We start from the raw sequence: 23,431 nt of genomic DNA, 5'->3' as shown, positions 1-23,431 counted from the left end.
GGGAAAGGGCCGCTATTTCGGTCCGGCCGATTGCCGGACCGGTAAGATCTACGACTCTTGTCCTTGGGAGCTGCGCCTACATTGGAGCCGCTTTCGGGACGGGGGAAAGGTGCGGCCGATGCGAGTTCGGCTTCTGGGGCCGGTGGACGTCGTCGTGAGCGGGCAGCCGCGGGCGGTGCGCGGGGCGCGCCGCAAGGCCGTCCTCGCGGCGCTCGCCCTGCACCGCGGCGAGATCGTGAGCACCGATCGGCTCGCCGACGTGCTCTGGGGCGAGGACCCGCCGGCCACGCCGCTCAACACGGTGCAGAGCCATGTCTCCTACCTGCGCGGCGTGCTCGGCCACCGGGACGCGATCGTCCGGCAGCAGCCCGGATATCTGCTCGACCCGGGCCGGGTCGAGACCGACGTCGCCGACTTCGAGCGCCTGATCCGGGACGGGCGGCAGGCCGGGGCCGAGGCGGGTGAGTCGCTGCTGCACGAGGCGCTGTCGCTGTGGCGGGGGCGGCCGCTGGCCGACACGGTCGCCGCGCCCTGGCTGGGTGAGCAGGCCGACCGGCTCGACCAGCTGCGCGGGCAGGGGTTGCGGGCGCTCGGCGAGACCCAGCTCCGGCTGGGCAAGCACGCCGAGGCGGTGGTGTCGCTGGAGGAGCTGGTCGGCGCCGACCCGCTCGACGAGCAGGCGTGCGCCCTGCTGATGCTGGCGCTCTACCGCGGCGGGCGGCAGGCGGAGGCGCTGGCCGCCTACCGCCGGCTGCACCGGGCCCTGCGCGACGATCTCGCCGTCGACCCGTCGCCGGCGCTGCGTGACCTGGAGACGGCGATCCTGCGGCAGGACCCGGCGCTGCTCGGGCTGGAGGGATCGACGCTGTCCCCGCGGCCGGAGCCATCGGTGCGGGCCGAGGCGGCGTATGACCTGGAACCGCCGTTGGTCGAGCGGGAAGCGGCCCTGGCCGCCCTGATCAGCCTGGCCGGGGAGGCGCGCGAGAGTGGCGGCCGGGTCGCGTTGATCGCCGGCGAGGCGGGCGTGGGCAAGTCGGTGCTGGTCGAGCGGCTGCGGCGGGAGCTGCCCGGCGCGCGGTGGCTGTGGAGCGCCTGCGAGGGATTGTTCACCCCGCGCCCGCTCGGGCCGCTGCACGACCTCGCCGACCAGCTCGGCGGGGAACTGCTCGAGGCCTGTGCGCGACCGGGCGCCGACCGGGACGTGGTGTTCCGGGCCCTGGTCCGGCAGCTCGGCGCCGGCCCGGGGCTGGACGTGCTGGTCGTCGAGGACGTGCACTGGGCCGACGACGCCACCCTCGACCTGCTGCGCTACCTCGTCCGGCGGTTGCGGGACACCCCGGTACTGCTGGTCGTCACGTACCGCAACGACGGGCTGAACAAGAGCGCCCGGCTCTGTGTGACGCTCGGCGACCTCGGCTCGCACCGCTCGGCCCGGCACGTCGACCTCGAGCCGCTCTCGCCGGCCGCGGTGCGGGCGCTGGCCGAGGGCAGCCGCTGGCAGCCGGCCGAGCTGCACCGGCTCACCGGCGGCAACCCGTTCTACGTGACCGAGATCCTGCGCTCGGGCAGCGCCGTGGTGCCCACGTCGGTGCGCGACACGGTGCTCGCCCGGGCCGCGCGGCTGGACCGGGCGCCGCGCGAGGTGCTCGAGGTGGCGGCGCTGATCGGCGCCCGGGTCGAGCCGCGGCTGATCTCGGCGGTCGCCGCCCACCCGGGCGGGCTCGCCGACGACCTGCTCGACTCCGGCCTGCTGATCGCCGACGGGTCCCGGGTGCGGTTCCGGCACGAGCTGGCCCGGCTGGCCATCGCCGAGTCGGTGCCGCCGCACCGGGCCCAGATGGTGCACGCCCGGGTGCTGGCGGCGCTGAACGAGCAGGGCTGCGACGACGACGCGCGGATGGCGTTCCACGCCGAGGCCGCCGGGCACGCGGGCGCGGTCCTGCGGCACGCGCCGGCGGCCGCGCGGCACGCCCGCGACATGGGCTGCCACCGGGAGGCGGTGGCCCAGCTGCGGCGGGCCCTGCGGTTCGCCGGCGCCGCGCCCGCCGGCCTGCGGTCGGGGCTGCACGACCTGCTCGCCGACGAGCTGGTGATGCTCGACGAATGGCCGGAGGCCGAGCGGGCCGAGGAGCGCGCGCTCGGGCTGTGGCGGGCCGAGGGCGACCGGCGCCACGAGGGTGACGCGCTGCGCCGGCTGTCGCGCATCCGCTGGAATCTCTGCCGCGGCCGCGAGGCGCTCGCGACGGTGGCGGCGGCCGTGGACGTGCTCGAGCCGCTCGGCCCGAGCGTGGAGCTGGCCTGGGCCTACGCGACGTTCGCCAACCAGCGCATGCTGTTCTCCGACTACCCGGGGGCGGAGTCGCTGGCCCGGCGGGCGGAGCGGCTGGCGGAGGAGATCGATGCGACCTGCGTACGCAGTGATGCGCTGGACACCCGGGCGGTGAGCGCGCGGGGGCAGGGCCGGGAGTGGACCGTGCTGATGCGCGAGGCGCTCGACCTGGCGCTGGCCGACCGCCACCAGGACCAGGCGGCCCGGGCCTACACCAACTTCAGCTCGCTGTACGTCGACGAGCGACGGTTCGCCGAGGCCGAGCTGTATCTGGCCGAGGGCATCGCCTACTGCGAGGAGCACGACCTGACCTCGTACGCCATCTGCCTGCGCGGCGAGAAGGCGAACATGATGCTGCGTCAGGGCCGCTGGGACGAGGCCGCCGCCCTGACCCGCGAGCTGCTCGCCGACGCCGGCGCCGGCCGCTCGGCCAGCCGGCTCTGCGGCCTGATCCGGCTCGCCCTGATCGCCGTCCGGCGCGGCGAGCCGGAGGCGGCGGCGCTGCTCGACGAGGCGACCGCGCTCGCGCAGGCGACCGGCGAGCCACAGCAGATCATCGCCGTCCGGCTCGCCCGGACCGAGGCGCACTGGCTGGCCGGCCGCACGGCGGAGGCGGTCCGCACCGCGGAGCTGGCCGACGACGCGGCGGCCGGCGCGGACCCGTGGCGCCGCGGCGAGGTCGCTTCCTGGCTGCGCCGCACCGGCTCGCTCCGGCCGGCGCGGGGACGGCCGCTCACTCCGTACGCGATGGTGCCCGCGGATGCCGCCGCCCAGCTCAGCGTCCTCGGTTGTCCCTACGACGCCGCGCTCGCGCTGCTCGACGCCGGCGACGACGCCTCCCTGCGCGAGGCGCAGCAGATCTTCACCGACCTCGGCGCCGAGCCGGCCGCGCGGCGCACCGAGTCGCTGCGCACGCCCGTGTGCACCGGCTGCTGAGCGCTTTCAGCGCCGTTTCAGACCCGCATCAGACCTTCCCGGCATGCTGTCGGACATGCCGTTGCTCCACTCACTGTCCGGCCACCGCTGGGCCGCGCTGCCGGCGGTGGCCGGCCTCGCGGTGGCCGCCACGCTCCCGGGCGGCGCCGCCCCGGCCGACGCCGCCGTGTCGGGTGCTCGCCGGCCGCCCCGACGCCGCCGTGCCGGTAGTTGGCCGACTGGGCCGCCGCCTTGCCGGCAGCTCGCCGGCCGGGCTGACGCTGCCGCGCTGACAGCTCGCCGATGGTGACCGCGCGGGGCGCCTCCAGGTTCGAGCGGTGGGCTTCACGCCTTCGCGGTGCAAAGCCCCAGACAGCCCACCGCCCGCAAGCCGTCGTGCCGGGGATGGCGGTCCCCGGCACGACGGCCTCTCCCGCGCACGACGCCTCCTCCCGCGCACGCCTCCTCCCGCGCACGACGACTCCTCCCGCGCACGGCTCCTCCCGCGCTGCGGCCTCTCCCGCACGCTGCGGCTCTCCCGTGCGCTGCGGCCTCTCTCGTGCGCTGCGGCCTCTCTCGTGCGCTGCGGCCTCTCCCGTGCGCCGCTGCGGTCTATCGCGCGCTGCGGTCTATCGCGCGCTGCGGTCTATCGCGCGCTGCGGCGAGGCCGCGCGCCAGGGCTAGCTGGGGCTGTCGGTGACGGCGGCGGCCCGCAGGGCCTCGGCCAGGCGGAGGACCGGCTCCGGTGGCGGGGTGGGCAGCCGGGCCAGCAGCAACCGCCGCTGCTCGCGCGGGCCTCCGCGGACCGGCAGGATGCGCACGCCCTCGGGAGCCGCGCGCGACATCGCCGCCGGGACCGTGGTGAGACCGCAACCGGCCGCCACCAGCTGGAGCTTCGCCAGCCAGTCCCGGGCCGTGTGGGCGACGACCGGGCGCTCCCCGAGGCCGGGCCAGACGCCCATCAGGCGGTCCTCCGAGGCGGGACCGGCGATCCACTGCCGGCCGTGCAGGTCGGCCACGTCGATGCTCTCGCCCCGGGCCAGCGGATCGGTGGCCGGGACGGCGACGCACAGGCTGCGCTCAGCGAGCGTCCGCAGCGACAGGGCCGGGGACTCGGCGTCGGGCGGGCGGAAGGGTGGCGCCGAGGCCAGCACGGCCAGGTCGATCGTGCCCGCGCGCAGGGCACGCACCAGGGCCGGGGTGCTGCCCTCGCGGGTGACGACGGTGATGCCCGGGTGCGTACGCCGCAGGTCGGCCAGGGCGCGGGGGAGCAGCCAGGCGCCGGCGCTGGCGATCCAGCCGAGGCGGACGGTGGCCCGCTCGTCGGGCAGGCCGGCCAGCTCACGGGCGGCCGCGTCGATCTGGTCGACGACGATGGCGGCGCGCCGCAGCACCAGCCGGCCGGCGGCCGTGAGGCGTACGCCATCATGCCCTCGCCGCAGCAGCGGGGTGCCCGCCGCCCGCTCCAGGGAGGCGATCTGCCGCGAGACCGCGGACTGGGTGTAGCCGAGCGCGACCGCCGCGGCGGTGAGCGTGCCCCGCTCGGCCACCTCCCGGAACACCCGCAGCGCGGTCAGCGACGCGTCGGTGAAGGCCATGACAGATACGCATACCACGCCTGAGTCTTTCTCGTTGGCAGCATGACCGGCCGCTGCCTAGCGTCGAGGCATGACTTCCCAGGTTGCCCTGATCACGGGGGCCACACAGGGGCTGGGCCGCGCGCTGGCCGAGGGGCTGGCGCGGCGGCTAAGCCCGGACGACACCGTCTACCTCACCGGGCGCGCCCCGGAGCGGATCGCCGCGGCCGTCGAGGCGATGCCGGCCGGTGGCGCGCGGGTACGCGGCGAGGTCCTCGACGTGGGCCGCCCCGAGGCCGCCGCGCTGGTCGCCGACCGGATCGCGGAACGGCACGGCGGCGTGGACATCGTCTTCGGCAACGCGGTGATGCGCGTCGGCCCCGAGGACGACCCGCGCGTGATCGCCGACGCCTACACCGAGGTGAACAACTTCGGCACCACGCGGCTGCTGCGAGCGTTCGGGCCGCTGCTGCGCGACGGCGGCCGGATGATCGTCGTGGCCAGCTCGCTCGGCACCCTGCACTACCTGGCGCCCGTGCTGCACGACCGCTTCGACGGTCTGTCCTCGCTGGACGAGGTCGACAAGCAGGTCGCGGCCTGGCGCGACGCGGTCAAGGACGGCAGCGCCCGGGGCGGCCCGTGGCCCGGTTTCGTCAACATTCCGTCGAAGATCGGGCAGGTCGCGGCCGTACGCGCCATCGCCGCCCAACGACGCGAAAGTGACCGGGGCCGCGGGATCCTCATCGCCGCCGCCTGCCCCGGCATGATCAACACACCCACCTCGGCCCTGTGGTGGGACGTCAGCGCCGCGCCCAGCCCGGCCGAGGCCGCCGTCGCCCTGCTCGGACTGGCCCTCGACCCGATCGACCCGGCCCATTACGGCGAGCTGGTCCGCCACGGTCGCGTCCTGCCCTGGAAGTGAGCAGTGCCTTGTCGTGCCGGGGATGGCGGTCCCCGGCACGACGGTCTCGCTCAGCTCAGCCAGCAGGGCTGCGCGGCCTCGGATCGGGGCCGGGACTGCAGGCTGACGGTCACCCGGCGGGAGTTGTTGGTCTCGTACTGCTCGGGGATCTCGTTCCGAGGGTCGGCCGTGATGGTGAACCGGTGGGATCGGTGGTAGTCCCCGGGGCTCAGGTCCACCTGCATGCCGGTCACGCTGTCGCCGGCGGCGGGCGCGGCCGTGTTGCCGCTCCCGGCGAGGCCGGTGTCGCTGGTCAGCCGGAACGGAACCAGCCGGTCGACCGGGCCGGGGCCGGCGTTGCGAACCGCGAGAAAGATGGTCAAGTTGTCGGCGCCGGTCAGCGAGCCGTTACGGATGACCGAGCACTGTGGCGTTCCGCTGATGGTCAGGTCAGGCAGGGCGTCGGGGCCGGAATCGGTGGACGGCGACGGGCCTGGCTCGCCGATGAGCGCGACTCGCGACGCGGGGCCTTTCAGGTTCTGATGGATGACGAGGGTCGCTCTGCCGGCGGTCGTGCCGGTGAAGGCAACCTCGATCCGGCACGGCTTGCCGGCGGGCACCTCGTCGCCGGTGCAGCCGGCGTCATAGCGGAAGTCGGCCGCGTCCGGGCCGACCAGTTCGAGCCGGGTGACCCGGAGGGCGCGCCGGCCGCCGGGGTCGGACACCGTCACCGGGAAATCGCACGCCGTGGGCGTGCAGTGCAGCGTGGCCGGCTGCACCAGGATGCAGACGCCGCCGCCGCACGTGCCGTCGCCGGTCGGGGTCGCGCTCGGCGCACCCGTCGTCGGTGGAGTCGTCGGCGGGTCGGCCGCACCGGACGATCCCGGCCCGGCAAAGATCTCCGTGCTGGGCTTGGCGACCGCCTCGGCGACCTTCGCGCCGCTGTAGGTGATGGCCAGGGCCAGGACCGTGACCAGGACGCCGGCCGCGGCCCGCAGATGCAGGTATGGCCCGGTCACGGAGAAGAGCGCGGCCACCGCCGCGGCCACGGCCGCCCCGACCAGCCTGGTGGTCGGGGTGCCGTGTCCGAACGCTTCGGCGAGCAGCGCGCCACAGATCGATGCGACGACTCCGATGAAGGTCGCGATCGTGAGGTCTCGTCCGGCCGTCGGCTGCGGGCCGGTCGCAGGGCTCTCCGCTGTCATCGCCGGAGACCGGTCAGAGTCCGAAGGCGGCCAGCACCGCGGCCCGAATGGCCCGGTCGATGCCCTCGGGGAGCAGCTTCTTCAGCTCCTGCTCCAGTTGGTCGAACCAGGACGGGCTCGTCGTCCACCCGATGTTGGCCCCGATCTGCCGCTGGAAATGGACGAAGAAGTCGCCGTGCCCGCCCTCGACGTCCACCCGGGAGTTGTAGATGGCGACGTTGTCGGCGGTGTGCACCGGCTGCCCGGCCTTTCCGCCGGCGACCTTCCATTCGAATACCGGGTCGTGCGACCAGTCCAGGTTGATGCCGAACTGACGGGTCTTGTAACGCAGGAACGAGGGATCCTTTCCGTTCGCGAGGGCCACCGGCTCGCCGTAGAGCAGCGGGCCGTTCGCGGTGCCCGGACGGGCGAGGAACCAGCGCGCCACCCGGCGGGCGGTCGCCGGCTCGGCGTCGTCGGTCCAGCCCAGGTTGATGCCGAACTGCTGCTCCTCGTACTGCAGGAACTTGCGCGGTTTCAGGCCCTTGAGGTTGTAGCTGCGGTCGGGGTAGTCCTCGAAACGCCGTTTCGGCAGAACGTTTCCGGGCCGATCCACGCCGATGCGCCATTGCTTGAGCTCGGTGGCGACGAGTGTCACCGCCGAGGTGGCTGCGGTCGTCGACATTTCCGTTTCCTTTCGTCGTATCGGAGGTGCCGATGCCGTCGACCGTACGAACCGCGAATTCTCGATCGCATGACCAGAATTGCCGGTACGGCGAAATGCCGGCCGCCTGGTCAGATCTGACTATCCGGCCCGGTCGACCCGGCCGGTACGCGCGGTTAGCGTGAGGTGGTGACCGGGTGGATACCGCCACCGTTGCCGGAGCAGTGGAAGCGCGCCGCGAGCCGCCCGCTCGTCGGCCGGGAGGGCGCGCTCGCGGTGCTGGACGAGGCCTGGACGGCCGTGCTCGCCGGCGCCCGGCAGGCGGTGTTCGTGGGAGGCGACGCGGGCACCGGCAAGTCGCGGCTCGCCGCCGAGGCCGCCGTCGTGCTGCACGATGCCGGTGCCACCGTCCTGATCGGGGCGTGCGTCGCCGATCTCGGGCATCCGTACCAGCCGTTCATCGAGCCCCTGGCGGGCGTCCTCGAGGCGTACGACTCGGGCGCCCTGGCCGAGTCGCCGCCGGAAATCGCGCCCGGCGGCCGGCCGGTCGTCTCGTGGTTGCACGCGCTGGCGAGCGAGGACCTGGACGTGGCCGACACGACTCGCGCGTTCCAGCGGCAGCTGTGCCAGGCCGCGGTCCTGGCGATCAGGACGATGGCCCGGGCCGGCCCGATCCTGATGATCCTGGAGGACCTGCACTGGAGCGGGCCGGCCGGCCAGCAACTGCTCACCTACGTGGTGCAGCACACCGCCGATTGCCGGTTGCTGATCCTGGCCACCTATCGGGACGCCCCGCCCGACCGGTCGGCGCCCCTGGTGCAGACCGTCGCCGCGCTGCAGGGGGCCGGGGGCGTCCGCCGCATCGACCTCGAGCCGTTGCGGGCCGAGGACATCGCGACCTGGCTCCGAGGCGAGGGCGGTCTGACCGGTGACCGTGCCGAGGAGACGGCCGGCTACCTGCGCCGGCAAACGGGCGGGAACCCGTACTTCGTCCAGGAGCTCTGGCGCGATCTGCGGAGCCGACGCACGATGCGCCCGCTCGACGAGACGGCAGCGCCCCCGGTTTCCGTCCGCGATGCCTTACAGAGCCGCATGCACCGGCTGCTCCCGGAACAGGTCGAGGTCGCGAGCCTGGCCGCGGTCATCGGGGAGGAGGTGGAGCCGGCGATCCTGCTCGCCGCCGGGAGATGGCCGGAGCGGACGGTGCTCACGGCCGTGGACGCGTGCGTCCACGCCGGGCTGATGCTGCCGATCGCCGACGACGGTGTCTTCCGCTTCGCGCACGCGCTCGCCCGGCAGTCGGTTCTGGACTTCGTGCCGGCGTCGGTGCGGATGCAATGCCACGCAAATATCGCCGTGGTGATCGAGCGAATGCCGGCGATCCGGCATCGGGTGCGTCGCCTCGCACATCACTACGCCAGCGCGCATCCGCTGGGCTTCACCGAGCAGGCGGTGCATTTTCTGATCGAGGCGGCGAAGGCGGCCGCGGCGGGCCTCGCGCATCGCGACGCCGGACGCCTGTACGAACGAGCGGCGGCCCTGATGACGGCTCCGGCCGACCGGGACGAGGCGCTTCTGGAGGCCGTCACCCAGCACGTCCATGCCAACGATTTCGTGCGCGCCCGCGAGCTGGCCGAGCAGGTCGCGCGCACCGGCGAACCGCGTCAGCGACTGCGGGCGGCGATCGCCTTCGAGGCGGCCTCCTGGCGGCCGGGGCTGCCCGGGCACATGGCGGTGAATCTCCTGCGACGGGCGCTGACGGCGGTTCCGGACGATCCGGCCGACCACGACCGGGTGCGGGCCACGGCCGCGCTGGGCCGGGCCCTTGCGTTCACCGGCGAGCGAGAGCTGGCCTCCCGCAGCATCACCGCGGCGATCGACATGGCTCGGGCGACCGGGGATGAGTCCCTCGTCATGGAGGCCCTCTCGGCCGGTCTGTGGGAGCGCCGTTCGGTACGGTTCGCGCGGACGGTCCGGGAGCGGGCGGCGGAAGTGTCGGAGCTCGCCCGCGCCCGCGGCGATCTCGTCACGCTCGGGCCGGGCGCGCATTACCTCGCCATGGCGGCTTACCTCGCCGGCGAGCCCGACCAGATGGACGCGGCCTACCGCGAGCTGGCGTCGGTCGCCTACTCCACGGGCCAGGCTTACTTCGAGTACTTCGCCCACGGCGTCGAGTACGGCCGGCAGTTCATCCGGGCCGACTTCGCGGCCGCGGGACGTACCTGCGCGGCGCAGCTCAAGCTCGGCCTGTCTTTCGGCACCGACGAGACCAACGGGCCGTTCGGCGTGCAGACCTTCATGCTGCGCCGCGAATCGGGCGGCCTCGACCGCGTACGGGCGATGATCAACGGCGACGAGGATCCGGCCGCGTTCTGGGCGCCCGGCCTGCTCGCCCTCTACACCGAGTTCGGCATGGACGATGCGGCCGGTCGCCTGATGCGCTGGATCCTCGACCATGAGGCCCTGTGCGATCCGCATTCGGCGCAGTGGCCGATGGTCCTGGTCTTCCTCACCGAGGCGGCGCTGGCCCTGCGCGACACGTCGACGGCGGCCGACCTGCGCCCCGCGCTGGCCGAGTACGCGGGCCTCAACCTGGTCGCCGAGCCGTTCGTCGCGCTGTTCGGCAGCGCCGACCGGTACATCGGCGCGGTCGACTCGTTGCTGGGCCGGGGCGACCCCGACGAGTCGCTGGCGGCCGCCCTGCGGCTGGACACCCGCACGGGCTCGCCGCTGCACGTGGCGCACACGCTGGCCGCGACGATTCACCACCGTCGGCGGGCAGGAAGCGACGAGTCGGCGATCCAGCAGATCGCCGACCGCGCGCGCGGCATCGCCGAGCCTCTCCGCCTCCGGCGGGTGCTGCGAGCTCTGCCCGCGCCGGTCCGCGAGGAACGCCCAGTCGATCGTGTCGCCCGCGGGTCATATCCGGCCGGCCTGACCGCCCGTGAGGTCGAGGTGCTGGCCCTGATCAGCACCGGCCTCGGCAACCGCGAGATCGCCCGGCGGCTGTTCATCACCGAGAACACCGCGGCCAACCATGTGCGCAGCATCCTGAGCAAGACCGGCGCGCGGAACCGGACGCAGGCGGCCCGCTACGCCGCCGACCACGGTCTGTTGTCGTAGCCGGCGCTCAGACCGCCGCGACCTTCACGCCGGTGCGCAGCACCTTCTCGGTGATCTCGACGACCACGTCGGCCGGTAGGCCGGCGCGCTCGGCCGCCCGCTTGATCGCCTCGGCCGACGGCGCGTCATACAGGCAATACGTCTTGCGCAGATCGGCCGACAGGAAGGAGTACAGCCAGTTGACACCTTCGTCGTCGTTGATCAGATTGATCTCGGCCGCCGCCGTCTCGTTCACATCCAGCTGCTCGGCGTAGTTCCGCTCGATCATGAAAATCGGCATGGCATCCTCCCGCCCTCTGTCTCGACGGTAGAGCCGTGCCGTCATGACCGGAAGGCTCACCCGTTCGGGCGGTCCGGGGCAGCCGATCCGCTCGTCCGGGGGTCTTGCACTGTCCGGATCGAGACTCGATGGTCGACCGGGAAGATGATCACTGAGAGTATCTGCCGTCTAGCTGCTGGTGAAAGCTGGTGCGCGACGTGATCACCATTCTTCTGGTCCGCCATGCGGACATTGACCTGCCGCCGGCCTCGGCCGATCCGGGACTCAACGACGCCGGGCGCGAGCGGGCCGCCGCGCTCGCGCATGTGGTGCGGGGCGCGGGGGTCAACCGCGTCTTCACCTCGGCCTATCGGCGCACCAAGGAGACCGTGGCCCGGGTCGGGGTCGAGGCCCGCGAGATGCCCGACGCGGTCGCCAAGGAGCTCGTCGACGGGGACGTGGTCCTCATCGCCGGGCACAGCAACACCGTTCCGGCGGTGATCGGCGAGCTCGGGGTGGACGGGCCGCTTCCGGTCATCGGGGAGACCGAGTTCGACAACCTCTTCGTGGTCACCGTCGGCGACAGCGCCGGGCTGGTGACGCTCAAGTACGGGAAGGAACCAGGCACGCCATGAGACTCAACTGCATCACGCCGCCGTACATCCTCAGTCGGCTGCTCGACAGCGACAACCAGGCCATCCGCGAGGCCGCGCTCAACACTCTGCTCACCACCGCGCGGCTGCGCGGCCAGCGGGACGTGCGCGGCCCGATGGCGGCCGCGGTGGCCACCCCGGGGGACGGGCGTCGCACGATCTTCGACTGCAAGCACGGCACCTACCTGCCGCGGGCCCGGATCGCCCGCTCCGAGGGCGACGAGCCGGTGAGCGACGCGCCGGTCAACCGCGCCTACGACGGCTTCGGGGCGACCAAGGACTTCTACCACGACGTCCTCCAGCGCAACTCCATCGACGACCGGGGCATGCAGCTGCTGGGGTACGTCCACCGCGGCACCCGCTACAACAACGCCTTCTGGGACGGGCAGGAGATGGTCTTCGGCGACGGGGACGGCCAGGTCTTCACCGACTTCACCGGGTCGCTCGACGTCATAGCGCACGAGCTCGCGCACGGCGTCACCGAGCACACGGCCGGCCTCGAGTACCACAACCAGTCGGGCGCGCTCAACGAGTCGCTCTCCGACGTGGCCGGCTCGATGGTCAAGCAGTGGAGCCTCAAGCAGACCGCCGACCAGGCCGACTGGCTGATCGGGGCGGAGGTGTTCACGCCGGACATCGACGCCGACGCGCTGCGCTCGATGAAGGCGCCGGGCACCGCGTTCGACAACAAGCTCTTCGGCAAGGACCCGCAGCCCGACCACATGGACCGGTACGTCGACCTGCCCGACACCGACGAGGGCGACTACGGCGGCGTGCACATCAACTCGGGCATCCCGAACAAGGCGTTCTACCTGGTGGCCAGCGGCATCGGCGGCAACTCGTGGGAGGCGCCCGGGCACATCTGGTACGAGTCGCTGAAGGCGTCCACCGTGGACACCCAGTTCCAGGACTTCGCCGACACGACCTTCGCCAAGGCGGGGGAGCTGTACGGCGTGGGCGGCCCCGAGCAGGAGGCGGTCCGGGCGGCCTGGGACGGCGTCGGGATCACCTTGACCCCGCCCAAGAACCCGCGTGGCCGCTAGATGCGGGTGACCCTCGCGACGCACGGTGGTCTGGCAGCCGCGCTCAACCGGCGGCTGCCGCCCCGTGTCGTGGACGTCGACAAGCCCGGTGAGATCGCCGAGCTGCGCAAGTTGATCAACGAGGCCGAGCGGGAGGGCGAAAGCGCGGCAGGAGCAACAAGCGACGCGATGACCTACACCGTCACGGTGACGGACGGAAACCGCGAAACCGTTATCAAACGCTCCGATGTGGACATGACCGAGGCCTTCGCTGCCCTGTTGGACTTCGTCGAGCGGCGTTCATGAGCGTGAACGAGCAGTAAACCCGTTTCCGGAACTCCAGGACATTGACATTGGTGTATGGCAACCGACAACGTTGTCATCCCATGTCCTGGATCGAAGGGACGGCTTCCCATGCTCCGTACCCTCGCTGCGGCGGCTCTCCTCACCGCCGCGGCCCTCACCGTTCCGCAGGCGGCGCTCGCCGCCGACGCCAACCTCACGCAGTACGTCAACCCGTTCGTGGGCACCGACGACTCCAACTCCCCCAACCCGGTCGGCGGCGGCGCCGGCGGCAGCACCTACCCGGGTGCGACCGTGCCGTTCGGCATGACCCAGTTCAGCCCGGACACCCCGACCGGCTCGCCGTCCGGCTACCGCGACCGCGACCGCACGATCGAGTCGTTCAGCCTCACCCACTTCAACGGCGCCGGCTGCCCGAACAACGAGGACCTCCCGATCCTGCCGATCACCGGCAACCTCGGCTCCTCGCCCGGCTCGGCCTGGACGTCGTACGCGAGCGCGTACACCAAGAGCAACGAGAGCGCGGCGCCCGGCTACTACAAGAACAAACTCGACAAGTACGGGGTGACGGCCGAGCTCAGCGCCACCACCCGCACCGGCGTCATGCGCCTGACCTACCCGTCGACGACCACCGCCCGGGTGCTGGTCAACGACAGCCGCTCCGCCACCGGCGACCGGGCCGGCACCGTGACGATCACCGGCAACCGGGTCTGGGGCGAGCACACCGCGGGCGGCTTCTGCGGCGGCCGCACGTACAAGGTCTATTACTCGATCCTCTTCGACCGCACCCCGACCGGCGCCGGCACGTTCAGCGGCTCGACGATCAACGCCGGGTCCACCAGCGCGAGCGGCACGCAGACCGGCGCGTACGTCACCTTCGACACCACCTCGAACCCGGTGGTGAACGCGACCGTGGGCATCTCGTTCGTGAGCGTGGCCAACGCCCAGAACAACGCCACCGCCGAGGCCGCCGCCTTCGACACCGTACGGGCGAACGCCGACGCCGCCTGGAACGCCGCGCTCAACCGGGTCCAGGTCACCGGCGGCGGCACCACCGACCTGCAGAAGTTCTACACGGCGCTCTACCACGTGCTGATGAACCCGAACATCGCCAGCGACACCAACGGGCAGTACATGGGCTTCGACGGCGCGGTGCACACGTCCAGCTCGCCGATCTACCAGAACTACTCGGGCTGGGACATCTACCGGTCGTGGGCGGCGCTGGTGTCGCTGGTCGCGCCGGATGTGATGACCGACATCGTCAAGTCGATGGTGCTCGACGGCCAGCAGGGTGGCCTGCTGCCGAAGTGGTCGCAGCAGAGCATCGAGGACTTCGTGATGCCCGGCGACCCCGGTCCGATCATCGTGGGCAGCGCGTACGCGTTCGGCGTCCGCAACTTCGACACGGCGGCGGCGCTGGCGCTGATGAAGAAGAGCGCGACGGGCGGCTCCACCCAGGGTTACGTGCTGCGGGGCAACCGGGCTACGTACGAGGCGAACCATTTCATCCCCGGCAATCCATCGGAGACCCTCGAGTACGCGTCGAGCGACTTCGCGATCAGCCGCTTCGCGCAGGCCCTCGGTGACACGGCGACCTACAACACGTACGCCGCGCACTCGCAGTATTGGCGAAGCCTGTTCAACGGGGAGTCGGCGTACATCCACACGCGCAACAGCGACGGCAGCTTCCCCTGGCCGCTCAACCCGGCCACGGAGAGCCCGTACACCGAGGGAAACGCCGCCCAGTACACCTGGATGGTGCCGCACAACCTGGGCGCGCTGGTCACGCTGATGGGCGGCAAGGGCACCGCGACCCAGCGGCTCGACCACCACTTCACCCAGCTCAACGGCGGGCTGTCGCTGCCGTACTTCTACGTCGGCAACGAGCCCGAGCACGGAGTGCCGTGGACGTACAACTTCGCCGGGAAGCCGGCGGGCGCGAGCGATGCGGTCCGGCGGGTGATGAGCGAGTCGTTCACCACCGGCGCGGGCGGCCTGCCCGGCAACGACGACCTGGGCGCGACCTCGGCCTGGTACGTCTGGGCGGCGCTCGGCCTCTACCCGGTGACCCCGGGCGCCGACACCCTGGCCGTGCACGGCGGTCTGTTTCCCTCCGTCAAGATCGGTGGCCTGACCATCAGCGGCGGCAGCGCGACCAGCAAGTACGTGCAGTCGCTCTCGGTCAACGGCACGTCCACTTCGCACAACTACCTGCGGTATTCGGACATTTCGGGCGGTGGCACCATCGCGTACACCATGGGGTCTTCGGTTTCGTCGTGGGGAACCGGCTCGGGTGACGTGCCGCCGAGCTTCGGTGATGGCGCCACGCAGCCCGTCGCCGAGCCGGACCTCGGGCCGAACCTCGCTCTGGGCAAGCCGGCGACCAGTGGCTCGGCGGAATGCGGCAGCAGCGAGACGGCGGCCAAGGCCTTCGACGGACATCTCGACGGCAACAGCAAATGGTGTACGGGTGGAACGCCGCACACCCTGACGGTGGACCTGGGCTCGGCGCAGACCGTCTCGTCGTTCGTGATCAAGCACGCCGGCCTCGGTGGCGAGCAGACCGGCTGGAACACCGGCGCGTACACGATCGCCACCAGCACCGACGGCAGCACCTGGTCGACCGTGGTGTCGGCGTCCGGCGTCCGGAACAGCCGCACCTACGCGCCGATCCCGGCCCGCTCGGCCCGCTACATCCGGCTGGACGCCTCGACGCCGACCAACAACGGCAACAACGCGGCGCGCATCTACGAGCTCGAGGTGTACGGCTCGTCGAGCGCGCCGGCCGACCTGGCTCTGCGCACGACCGCGACCGCCGACTCGTCGTGCGGCTCGGGTGAGGGGCCGGCGCAGGCGTTCAACGGCAGCTGGCTGGGCGGCTGGTCGGACAAGTGGTGCTCGCAGGGCTCGTCGAAGTGGCTGCAGACCGACCTCGGCGCGGTCAGGCACGTCGGCTCGGTGGTGCTGCGGCACGCCGGCGCGGGCGGCGAGTACCCGGCGTGGGACACCCGCGACTTCGACATCCTGACGTCGAACGACGGGTCGACCTGGACCACGCGCGCCTCGGTGCGCGGCAACACGGCCGACAACACGACCACGACCGTCAACGCCGACGCCCGGTACCTGCGGCTGAACGTGGTCACGCCGACGCAGGACGGCAGCACGGCGGCGCGCATCTACGAGATGGACGTGCGCGGCTGATCCGTTGCCGCTTAAGGTCGCTGCATGACGTGGGTCTTCGCGGTGGACCGGAACGACCTGGAACAGTGCGCTGTCTCGCCCTCGGCGACGCCCGAGCCGGCCGAGGGCGAGGCGGTGCTGCGGGTCGACCGGGTCGGCATGACCGCGAACAACATCACCTACGCGGTGCTCGGCGAGGCGATGCGCTACTGGGAGTTCTTCCCGCCGGCGGCCTACGGGCTCGGGCCGGAACGGGGGCTGCCGCCGCTGTGGGGCTTCGCCGACGTACTTTCCTCGACCGTGCCGGGCGTGTTCCCGGGGCAGCGTTTCTACGGCTATCTGCCGCCGGCCGCGCATCTGGTCGTGCGGCCCGGCCGGGTGGACGCGACCGGCTTCCACGACGTCTCGCCGCATCGGGCGGAGCTGCCCTCGCCGTACAACTCCTATCGCCTGACCACCGGTGACCCGGCCTATCGCGCCGACCGGGAGGATCTGCTGATCCTCCTGCGGCCGCTCTTCTACACGTCGTTCATGCTGGCCGACCAGATGGCCGACCGGGGTTTCCTCGGCGCCGCGGCGGTGGTGCTCTCTTCCGCTTCGAGTAAGACGGCGTACGCCGCGGCGGCCGAGATGCAGGGGAAGGGTTCCCGGATCATCGGACTGACCTCGCCGGCGAACGCGGCCTTCACCCGTTCGCTGGGCTGCTACGACTTCGTGGTCACCTATGACGACCTGGCCGTGCTCCCGCCGGTGCCGACCGCGTACCTCGACTTCTCCGGCTCGGCGGACCTGCGGCGGGCGGTGCGCGACCACCTCGGCGACCAGCTGGTTCGGGACATCGCGGTCGGGCTCACCACCCGGACGCCGAACACCGGCGCCGCCGACGAGTTCTTCTTCGCGCCGGTGCAGATGCGCAAGCGCCGCCAGGACTGGGGACGCGAGGAGCTGGACCGCCGGTTCGCGGCGGCCTGGGACCGGTTCGCCGGCCGGGTCTCCGGGTGGCTCGACGTGGAGGCCGGCGACGGGCCGGAGGGCCTGCGCGGTGCGTGGCTGGACGTGCTGGCCGGCCGGGTGCCGCCGCGCGTCGGCCGGGTGGTTCAGCTGTAGGCGCGCAGCAGGCTCGCGGCCTGGGCGGTCATGTCGGCGATCACCGACTCGGCGCTCTTCACCGCGTCGACCAGGCCGACGCCCTGCCCGGCCAGCAGCGGCATCTCCTCGAGGTCGCCGGTGGTGGCGTCGCGCATCGGCACCAGGTTGGTGAGCCGCCGCAGCTCCACCGTCTCGCCGCCGAGCCGGGCGTGCCCGATCACCGGGCGCGGACCGTCCGCGCTCGGCTGCTCGTCGACGACCCGGTTGCGCAGCACCCGCATCGGGTTGAACTCCGGCATCTCCGGGCCGAACAGCGACGTGCGCACGGTGCCGGTGGCGTCGGCCGCGATCAGCCGCTCCTTGTATCCCTCGTGGGCGGCCGACTCGTCGGTGGCGACCAACCGGGTGCCCACCCAGGCGCCGTCCGCCCCGAGCATCAGGGCGGCGGCGAGACCGCGGCCGTCCGCGATGCCGCCCGCGGCCAGCACCATGGCCGGCGCCACCGCGTCGGCGACCAGCGGCACGAGCACGAAGGTCGGCAGCGTGGCGTAGTTGTGGCCGCCGGCCTCGAGTCCCTGCGCCACCACCACGTCGATGCCGTCGCCGACCGCCCGCTTGGCCGCATCGACGGAGCCGACCTGCTCGAAGACCCGTACCCCGCAGCCGTGCAGCTGGTCGATCCACTCCCGCGGCGGATGCCCCCAGTGGAACGACACGACGGCCGGCGCCGCCTCGCACACGGCGTCGATCCGCTCCTGGTCGGTGAACACGGTGATGAAGTTGACGTTGAACGGCCCGGGCGTGCCGGCCCGGATCCCGGCGATCATCTGCCTCATTGCGGGCGGCGGCAGCAGCCCGACCCCGAGCGATCCCAGCCCGCCGGCGTTGCTCACGGCCACGGCCAGATCGGGGGTCATCCCGACGAAGGCCATCCCGGCTTGCGCGATCGGCGTCCTCAGCCCGTACGCGCGGGTGAATCTCGTGGTTAGCTCCATGCCCTCGACCTTCGCCGGTCGCGGGCCCGAGCCCTGTCACCCGCCGGACTTTCGGCGTCGTCAGCCGAAGTAACCGAGGCCACACCAATATTTACGACCGGTCGGTCTTTTTGTAGGGTCCGGGTATGACCATCGACGGCCGGATCGTCCGGGGCGAGCGCACCCGCGTCGCGGTGCTCGACCGCGCGCTGCCGCTCGCCACGTCGGAGGGGCTCGACGGCCTGTCGCTCGGCAAGCTCGCCGACGCGCTCGGCATGAGCAAGTCCGGTCTCTTCGCGCACTGGCGATCGAAGGAGGCCCTGCAGCTCGCCGTCATCGGGCACGCCCGCCGGCAGTGGACGCACGAGGTCATCGAACCGGCGATGGCCGCACCCCGTGGCGTGCCACGGTTGTGGACGGTGCACGACCGGCGGCTCGGCTTCTACGAGTCCGGCCGGCTGCCCGGCGGCTGTTTCTTCGCCAACGCGCACTTCGAGTTCAACGCGCGGCCCGGCCCGATCCGCGACCGACTGGCCCAGGAGCTGCGGGACTGGATGACGTTCCTGACCAGGCTGGCCGCCGACGCGGTCGAGGCCGGTGACCTGCGCCCGGGGACGTCGGCGGCCGCGCTCGCGTACGAGGTGGAATCGCTCGGCGTATGTGCCGTCATGCAGTCCGCCGCGCTCGGTCCCGGCACCTTCGGCAATGCCCGTCACGCCCTGCGCGAGCACCTGCGGGCGCTCGCGACCGACCCGACCCGCCTGGAGCTGAGATGACCGCCACCGCCGTCGAATACGGACACACCACTCGCATTCCGGTGCACTTCGACGACCTGGACGCGCTCGGCGTCCTGCACAACGCGCGCTATGCCGTGCTGATCGAGCGCGCGATGATCAATTGGTGGGCCGAGCGCGGCGTCTCCTTCGCCGGCGGCAAGCCGACCACGCCGGACGCGTTCAACGTGGTGCGCGAGTATGCGATCACGTTCCACGTCCCGGTGCGCGGCACCGGCGAGATCGCCGTGCACTTCTGGGTGGAGAACCTCGGCAACACCAGCGCCGACTACCGCTTCCGCTTCACCTCGATCGACGGCCAGACCGTGTACGCCGAGGGCCGCCGCGTGAACATCCACCTCGACCCGGCCACGATGCGCCCCTCGCCGTGGTCCGCCGAGGGGCGCGCGCTGGCGTCCCAACTGCTGCGCAACTGACCCGGCGCCGCCCACCTGGCGGGTCCTCGGACACCAGGCGGACGGGCCGGAGTTTGTGGTGTCAGGCGGTGGCTGCCCCCGCCGCGACGCTGGAGGCGTCGACCGCGGTCGCGCCGGTGCCGGTGCCGGTGGTACCGGTGCCGGTGCCGGATGTGCCTGCGGTGCTGGTGGCGGTGCCGGACGTGCCCGCGGTGCCGGTGGTGTCGGTTCCGCTTGTGGTGCCGGTGGTCGCGCCGGTGGTGGCGGTGCCGCCCGTGGTTCCGGTCGTGTCGGTCCCGCTGGTGGTTCCCGTCGTGCCGGTGGTGGTGCCGCCGGTTGTGTCAGTGCCGGTGGTGGTGCCGCCGGTGCCGGACGTTCCTGCCGTGCCGGTGCCGGACGTTCCTGCGGTGCCGGTGCCGGTGCCGGTGCTGGTGCCGCCGGTTGCGTCAGAGCCGGTGGTGGTGCCGCCGGTGCCGGTGCCGGACGTGCCTGCGTTGCCGGTGCCGGTGTTGTCGGTGCCGGTGCTGCCGGTGCTGCCGGTCGTTCCAGTTCCGGTGGTGTCAGTTCCCGTCGTGCCTGTCGTGCCCGTCGTGCCGGAGCCGGTGCCCGTTGTGTCGGTGGTGCCGGTGCCGGTGCCGGTCGTGCTGGAGCCGGTGCCCGTGGTGCCGGTGCCGGTGGTGCCGGTGCCGGTGGTGCCGGTGCCGGTGGTGCCGGTGCCCGTTGTGCCGGTGCCGGTGCCGGTCGTGCCGGTGCCGGTCGTGCCGGAGCCGGTGTCAGAGCTGGAGCCGGTGCCGGTGGTGCCGGTGCCGGTCGTGCCCGAGCCCGCGCCGGTCGTGTCGGTGCCGGTTCCGCCGCCCGTGCAACCGCATGTCGTGCTGCCGGCGGAGCTGCCGGAGCCGCTGGAGCCGGAGGTGCTGGAGCCGGAACTGCCGGAGCTGCCGGAGCTGCCGGAGCCGGAATTATCAGAGCCGGAGCTGGCGGAGCCGCCGGAAGTGTCGGATCCGGAGCTGCCGGAACCGCCGGAGCCGGCACCGCCGGAGCTGCCGGAGCCGGAGCTGCCGGAGCCGGAACCGCCGGAGCCGGAACCGCCGGGAGCTCCCTGGCCGCCGCCGGGTGTGGCGCCCGGCCAGAGGAGGTTGGTCAGCACCAACCGCAGCAGGGACTCGTCGCCGATGGCTATGACCAGCACGTGTGCGGGGTTCATCGGCATGCCGGGGCCGCATTGTTGGTCGTTCGCGGCCGCGTTTGCCGAGCCGGGCAGGCAGTCCTGGGTGGCGAAAGTGGGGCGGGCGGGGGCCGCCTGGGCCGGAGCCGCGCCGAGCAGCGTCACGCCCGCCACCATGCCGGCGCCGAGCAGGGTGAGGTTCCGCGTGGAGTTCTTCATTGTCGAGCCTTTCCGCAAGGACGGTTACGCGGATCAGCAGAGCACGCGGTTTCAGATCATTTCCGCTGGTCGGAGCTTTGCGAAGAAAGTCGTCGGAAGCCCGGGAGGCACCCGATCCCCGGGCTGTCCGAATCTACATTGGACGATCGTGGGGAGGGGCGCGAAGGGGCGCGAACCGGTGGCTGGAGTCCCCGGTTAAAACGGCATTAAACGCCGGACGAGGGAAGAATGACGTCATGACAACGTGGCTGATCACCGGATGTTCGACGGGGCTGGGCCGGGCGCTGGCCGAGGCCGTGCTCGAGCGGGGGCACAACGCGGTCGTCACCGCGCGTGATGTCGCCTCGGTCGGGGACGTCACGAAGGCGTACCCGGAAACCGCTCTCGCCCTTGCTCTTGATGTCACCGACGCCGGGCAGATCGCCGCCGCCGTCCGGGAGGCGCGGGGCCGCTTCGGCGGGATCGACGTGCTGGTCAACAACGCCGGCTACGGCTATCGGGCGGCGGTCGAGGAGGGCGATCCGGAGGACGTCGGACGGCTGTTCGACACCAACTTCTTCGGGGCGGTGGCGCTGATCAAGGCGGTGCTGCCGGAGATGCGCGAGCGGCGGTCCGGGACGATCGTGAACGTCTCCTCGATCGGCGCCCGGATCTGTCCGCCCGGCTCCGGCTACTACGCGGCGGTCAAGTCGGCGCTCGAGGGCATGACCGGCTCGCTGCGCAAGGAGGTCGGTCCGCTCGGCATCACCGCGATGGCCGTGGAGCCCGGCGGCTTCCGCACCGACTTCGCGGGGCGCTCGCTGGCGCAGTCGGAGCTGGCCATCGAGGACTACGCCGAGACCGCCGGCAAGCGCCGCAAGGAGCACGACCGGGCGCACGGCAACCAGCCCGGCGACCCGGCCAAGGCGGCCCGGGCGATCATCACGGCGGTCGAGTCGCCGGAGCCGCCGGGCCTGCTGCTGCTCGGGAACGACGCGCTCGAGGCGTACGGCGCGGTCCTCGACGCCCAGCGCGCCGAGATGGACAAGTGGCGGGAGCTAAGCGCCGGAACTGATCTTTAGCACGAGACGGGACGGGCCGAGGGTGATGGTGTGCCGGCTGGGCCGCAGCGTCGTGCCGGTGCCCGGGTTCTCGTCCGTGCCCAGGTTGCGGGTGAACTGCGGGTAGCACCCGCCCGCGATCAGCACCCGGATGCGGTGACCGGCCGCGAACCGGTGCGCGATCGGCAGCAGCGGGAGCCGCACCAGCGCGTTCTGGTCGCGGTCGGGTGCCAGCCGCCGGTAGCCCTCGGTCACGTTGCGCGAGCGGCCGCGGGCGTCCACCTCGCTGATCCGCACGAACAGGTCGGCGTGCCGGTTGTCGGTGCGGTGGGCGAGCTCGATCACCGGCACGCCCTCGGCGGTGATGGCCACGGTCAGCGGGGAACCGGTGAACGCGAGCACGTCGGGGCGCGCGGCCAGCGCGGAGTCGTCGACATAGCCGCCGCCGTCGAGCAGCGGGCCACCCGTCGCCGGCGTCGGGTTCGCCGGATCGAAGCCGAACGCCGCCTCTCCCTCGGCCGGCGTCTCCCCGAGCCCGCCACCGGGCCGTAGATGCAGGATCAGGTCGGTGGTGGGCGGCGGCCAGGCGTCCACCTCGCGCCAATCCTCGGTTCCGGTCACTTGCAGCCGTACGCGCGACTGCCGCCGCAGTGGCGCACCACCGAGCTTCGCCGCGAGCCAGTCGAGCGCCTCCGGGATCAGGATGGACGCGCCCGCCCCGATCACCTCGGTGTGCGTCCACGGCCCGACGGTCAGCGCCACGTCCACGCCCCGCTCGCGCAGCCGCTGGTACTGCTCGTACGTCTGGCCGAGGAAGAGGTCCTGCCAGCCGGAGTGCAGCAGGATCGGGATGCCGGCCCGCTCGAGCGCCGCCGGGTGCCGCATCGGCGCCCAGTACGGGTCGTTGTCGATGTCGGGCCGGGTGACCCGGTCGCGGAACCAGGGCGCCCGGCCCGCGTAGTGCCGCTCACCGGCGTCGGCCAGCGGCAGGTCGGTGAAGACCGGCCGCAGCGCCCGCTTCTGCGCCGGGCCGGTCACCACCTGCCGCACGGCCGCGGTCAGCGACGGCTTGTCCGACCGCGGCAGCTGGGACACCATGTCGCTCCACCCGACCAGGTCGAGGTTCATCGCCCCGGTGCCCCACGAGTGCCGGGCGAAGTCGTGCGGGCCGACCGTGATGACGGCGGCGGCCATCTCCGGCGGCGGGTCCTCCAGCAGCGTCCACTGCGTGTACCCGAGGTAGGACGGCCCGATCGTGCCGAACGTGCCGGTGAACCACGGCTGGGCCACCAGCCACGCCACCACCTGCCGGCCGTCGTCCCGCTCGTTCCGCATCGGGTCGAAGTCGCCGCCCGAGCCCGCGGTCCCGCGGCACGAGACGAAGAGCACGTGGTAGCCGCGGGCCGCGTACGGCCGCGCGTACAGCTGGTCGAAGGGGAAGCGCCGGCCGTACGGGCCGCGCACCAGCAGGGTCCCGGCCGGCTCGCCCGCGGGCACGTAGTGATCGGCGGTCAGGACCACGCCGTCGCTCATCGGGATGCGCAGGCCGCGCTCGACCCGGAAGCCGCCGGCCGGCCCGGGCAGCTTGAGCGCCCTGGTGACGATGCTGTCAAGCAGTGCCATCGGCGGCCTCCGGGGTCGTGGA

18 protein-coding genes are annotated in these 23,431 nt (G+C 72.5%); 11 read left to right on the top strand and 7 right to left on the bottom strand.

Going from position 1 to position 23,431, the window contains the following annotated elements; genetic code table 11:
* Positions 1–118 precede the first annotated feature (118 nt).
* Entirely contained in the window at positions 119–3,265 is a 3,147-nt protein-coding gene (locus ACQP2F_RS36175) for a BTAD domain-containing putative transcriptional regulator (protein WP_433295580.1), read from the top strand.
* 659 nt (positions 3,266–3,924) lie between these two features.
* Here ACQP2F_RS36175 and ACQP2F_RS36170 read toward each other — a convergent pair.
* A complete protein-coding gene (locus ACQP2F_RS36170) occupies positions 3,925–4,842 on the bottom strand; it encodes a LysR family transcriptional regulator (RefSeq protein WP_433295578.1) in 918 nt (305 codons plus the stop codon).
* Between the two features lie 70 nt (positions 4,843–4,912).
* Here ACQP2F_RS36170 and ACQP2F_RS36165 point away from each other — a divergent pair, with 70 nt between their 5' ends.
* Positions 4,913–5,743 (top strand): SDR family NAD(P)-dependent oxidoreductase, encoded by an 831-nt coding sequence (locus ACQP2F_RS36165; RefSeq protein WP_433295575.1) that lies wholly within the window; start codon positions 4,913–4,915, stop codon positions 5,741–5,743.
* 50 nt (positions 5,744–5,793) lie between these two features.
* Here ACQP2F_RS36165 and ACQP2F_RS36160 read toward each other — a convergent pair whose 3' ends face one another.
* Together ACQP2F_RS36160 and ACQP2F_RS36155 are read right to left on the bottom strand one after the other, a co-directional pair.
* Positions 5,794–6,927, bottom strand: a complete 1,134-nt coding sequence (locus ACQP2F_RS36160; protein ID WP_433295573.1) for a CARDB domain-containing protein — start codon at positions 6,925–6,927, stop codon at positions 5,794–5,796.
* A 13-nt stretch (positions 6,928–6,940) separates the two neighbouring features.
* Complete coding sequence (locus tag ACQP2F_RS36155) at positions 6,941–7,591, bottom strand: hypothetical protein (RefSeq protein WP_433295571.1); 651 nt, start codon at positions 7,589–7,591, stop codon at positions 6,941–6,943.
* 168 nt (positions 7,592–7,759) lie between these two features.
* Between ACQP2F_RS36155 and ACQP2F_RS36150 the strand changes: the two genes are divergently transcribed.
* Entirely contained in the window at positions 7,760–10,693 is a 2,934-nt protein-coding gene (locus ACQP2F_RS36150) for a helix-turn-helix transcriptional regulator (RefSeq protein WP_433295568.1), read from the top strand.
* A 7-nt stretch (positions 10,694–10,700) separates the two neighbouring features.
* Here ACQP2F_RS36150 and ACQP2F_RS36145 read toward each other — a convergent pair whose 3' ends face one another.
* Positions 10,701–11,018 carry a DUF4242 domain-containing protein gene (locus ACQP2F_RS36145; protein ID WP_433295566.1) on the bottom strand — a complete coding sequence of 106 codons (318 nt, stop codon included), beginning with the start codon at positions 11,016–11,018 and terminating at the stop codon, positions 10,701–10,703.
* Between the two features lie 152 nt (positions 11,019–11,170).
* Here ACQP2F_RS36145 and ACQP2F_RS36140 point away from each other — a divergent pair, with 152 nt between their 5' ends.
* From ACQP2F_RS36140 to ACQP2F_RS36120, 5 genes are all read left to right on the top strand, one after another.
* On the top strand, positions 11,171–11,587 hold the full coding sequence (locus ACQP2F_RS36140; RefSeq protein ID WP_433295564.1) for a histidine phosphatase family protein: 417 nt from the start codon (positions 11,171–11,173) through the stop codon (positions 11,585–11,587).
* Positions 11,584–12,648: a M4 family metallopeptidase gene (locus ACQP2F_RS36135; RefSeq protein WP_433295562.1), complete on the top strand. Its 1,065-nt coding sequence runs from the start codon at positions 11,584–11,586 to the stop codon at positions 12,646–12,648. Before ACQP2F_RS36140 ends, ACQP2F_RS36135 begins: the two co-directional genes overlap by 4 nt.
* The gene (locus tag ACQP2F_RS36130; RefSeq protein ID WP_433295560.1) at positions 12,649–12,933 is read left to right on the top strand and encodes a protealysin inhibitor emfourin; all 285 of its coding nucleotides are present in this window, start codon (positions 12,649–12,651) and stop codon (positions 12,931–12,933) included.
* 108 nt (positions 12,934–13,041) lie between these two features.
* Positions 13,042–16,131: a GH92 family glycosyl hydrolase gene (locus tag ACQP2F_RS36125; RefSeq protein ID WP_433295558.1), complete on the top strand. Its 3,090-nt coding sequence runs from the start codon at positions 13,042–13,044 to the stop codon at positions 16,129–16,131.
* Positions 16,132–16,155: 24 nt separating this feature from the next.
* Positions 16,156–17,217, top strand: a complete 1,062-nt coding sequence (locus tag ACQP2F_RS36120; protein WP_433295556.1) for a DUF2855 family protein — start codon at positions 16,156–16,158, stop codon at positions 17,215–17,217.
* Here ACQP2F_RS36120 and ACQP2F_RS36115 read toward each other — a convergent pair.
* Positions 17,208–18,194 carry an NAD(P)H-dependent flavin oxidoreductase gene (locus ACQP2F_RS36115; RefSeq protein ID WP_433295554.1) on the bottom strand — a complete coding sequence of 329 codons (987 nt, stop codon included), beginning with the start codon at positions 18,192–18,194 and terminating at the stop codon, positions 17,208–17,210. The two genes, ACQP2F_RS36120 and ACQP2F_RS36115, sit on opposite strands and share 10 nt — an antisense overlap.
* Positions 18,195–18,319: 125 nt before the next feature.
* Here ACQP2F_RS36115 and ACQP2F_RS36110 point away from each other — a divergent pair, with 125 nt between their 5' ends.
* A complete protein-coding gene (locus ACQP2F_RS36110; protein WP_433295552.1) occupies positions 18,320–18,949 on the top strand; it encodes a TetR/AcrR family transcriptional regulator in 630 nt (209 codons plus the stop codon).
* Positions 18,946–19,383 (top strand): acyl-CoA thioesterase, encoded by a 438-nt coding sequence (locus ACQP2F_RS36105; protein WP_433295550.1) that lies wholly within the window; start codon positions 18,946–18,948, stop codon positions 19,381–19,383. Before ACQP2F_RS36110 ends, ACQP2F_RS36105 begins: the two co-directional genes overlap by 4 nt.
* Before the next feature lie 61 nt (positions 19,384–19,444).
* On the opposite strand, the gene ACQP2F_RS36100 is transcribed toward ACQP2F_RS36105, so the two are convergent.
* The gene (locus tag ACQP2F_RS36100; RefSeq protein WP_433295548.1) at positions 19,445–20,746 is read right to left on the bottom strand and encodes a hypothetical protein; all 1,302 of its coding nucleotides are present in this window, start codon (positions 20,744–20,746) and stop codon (positions 19,445–19,447) included.
* Positions 20,747–20,982: 236 nt separating this feature from the next.
* On the opposite strand from ACQP2F_RS36100, the gene ACQP2F_RS36095 reads away from it, so the two are divergent.
* Entirely contained in the window at positions 20,983–21,807 is an 825-nt protein-coding gene (locus tag ACQP2F_RS36095; RefSeq protein WP_433295546.1) for an oxidoreductase, read from the top strand.
* On the opposite strand, the gene ACQP2F_RS36090 is transcribed toward ACQP2F_RS36095, so the two are convergent.
* Positions 21,784–23,409: a CocE/NonD family hydrolase gene (locus ACQP2F_RS36090; protein ID WP_433295544.1), complete on the bottom strand. Its 1,626-nt coding sequence runs from the start codon at positions 23,407–23,409 to the stop codon at positions 21,784–21,786. The genes ACQP2F_RS36095 and ACQP2F_RS36090 overlap by 24 nt on opposite strands.
* Positions 23,410–23,431: the final 22 nt, after the last annotated feature.

It is taken from the genome of Actinoplanes sp. CA-030573 (assembly GCF_050951115.1).
GTDB lineage: Bacteria > Actinomycetota > Actinomycetes > Mycobacteriales > Micromonosporaceae > Actinoplanes.
Note: the sequence above shows the minus strand (reverse complement) of the source record. Positions and strands in the feature narration are given on the sequence as shown.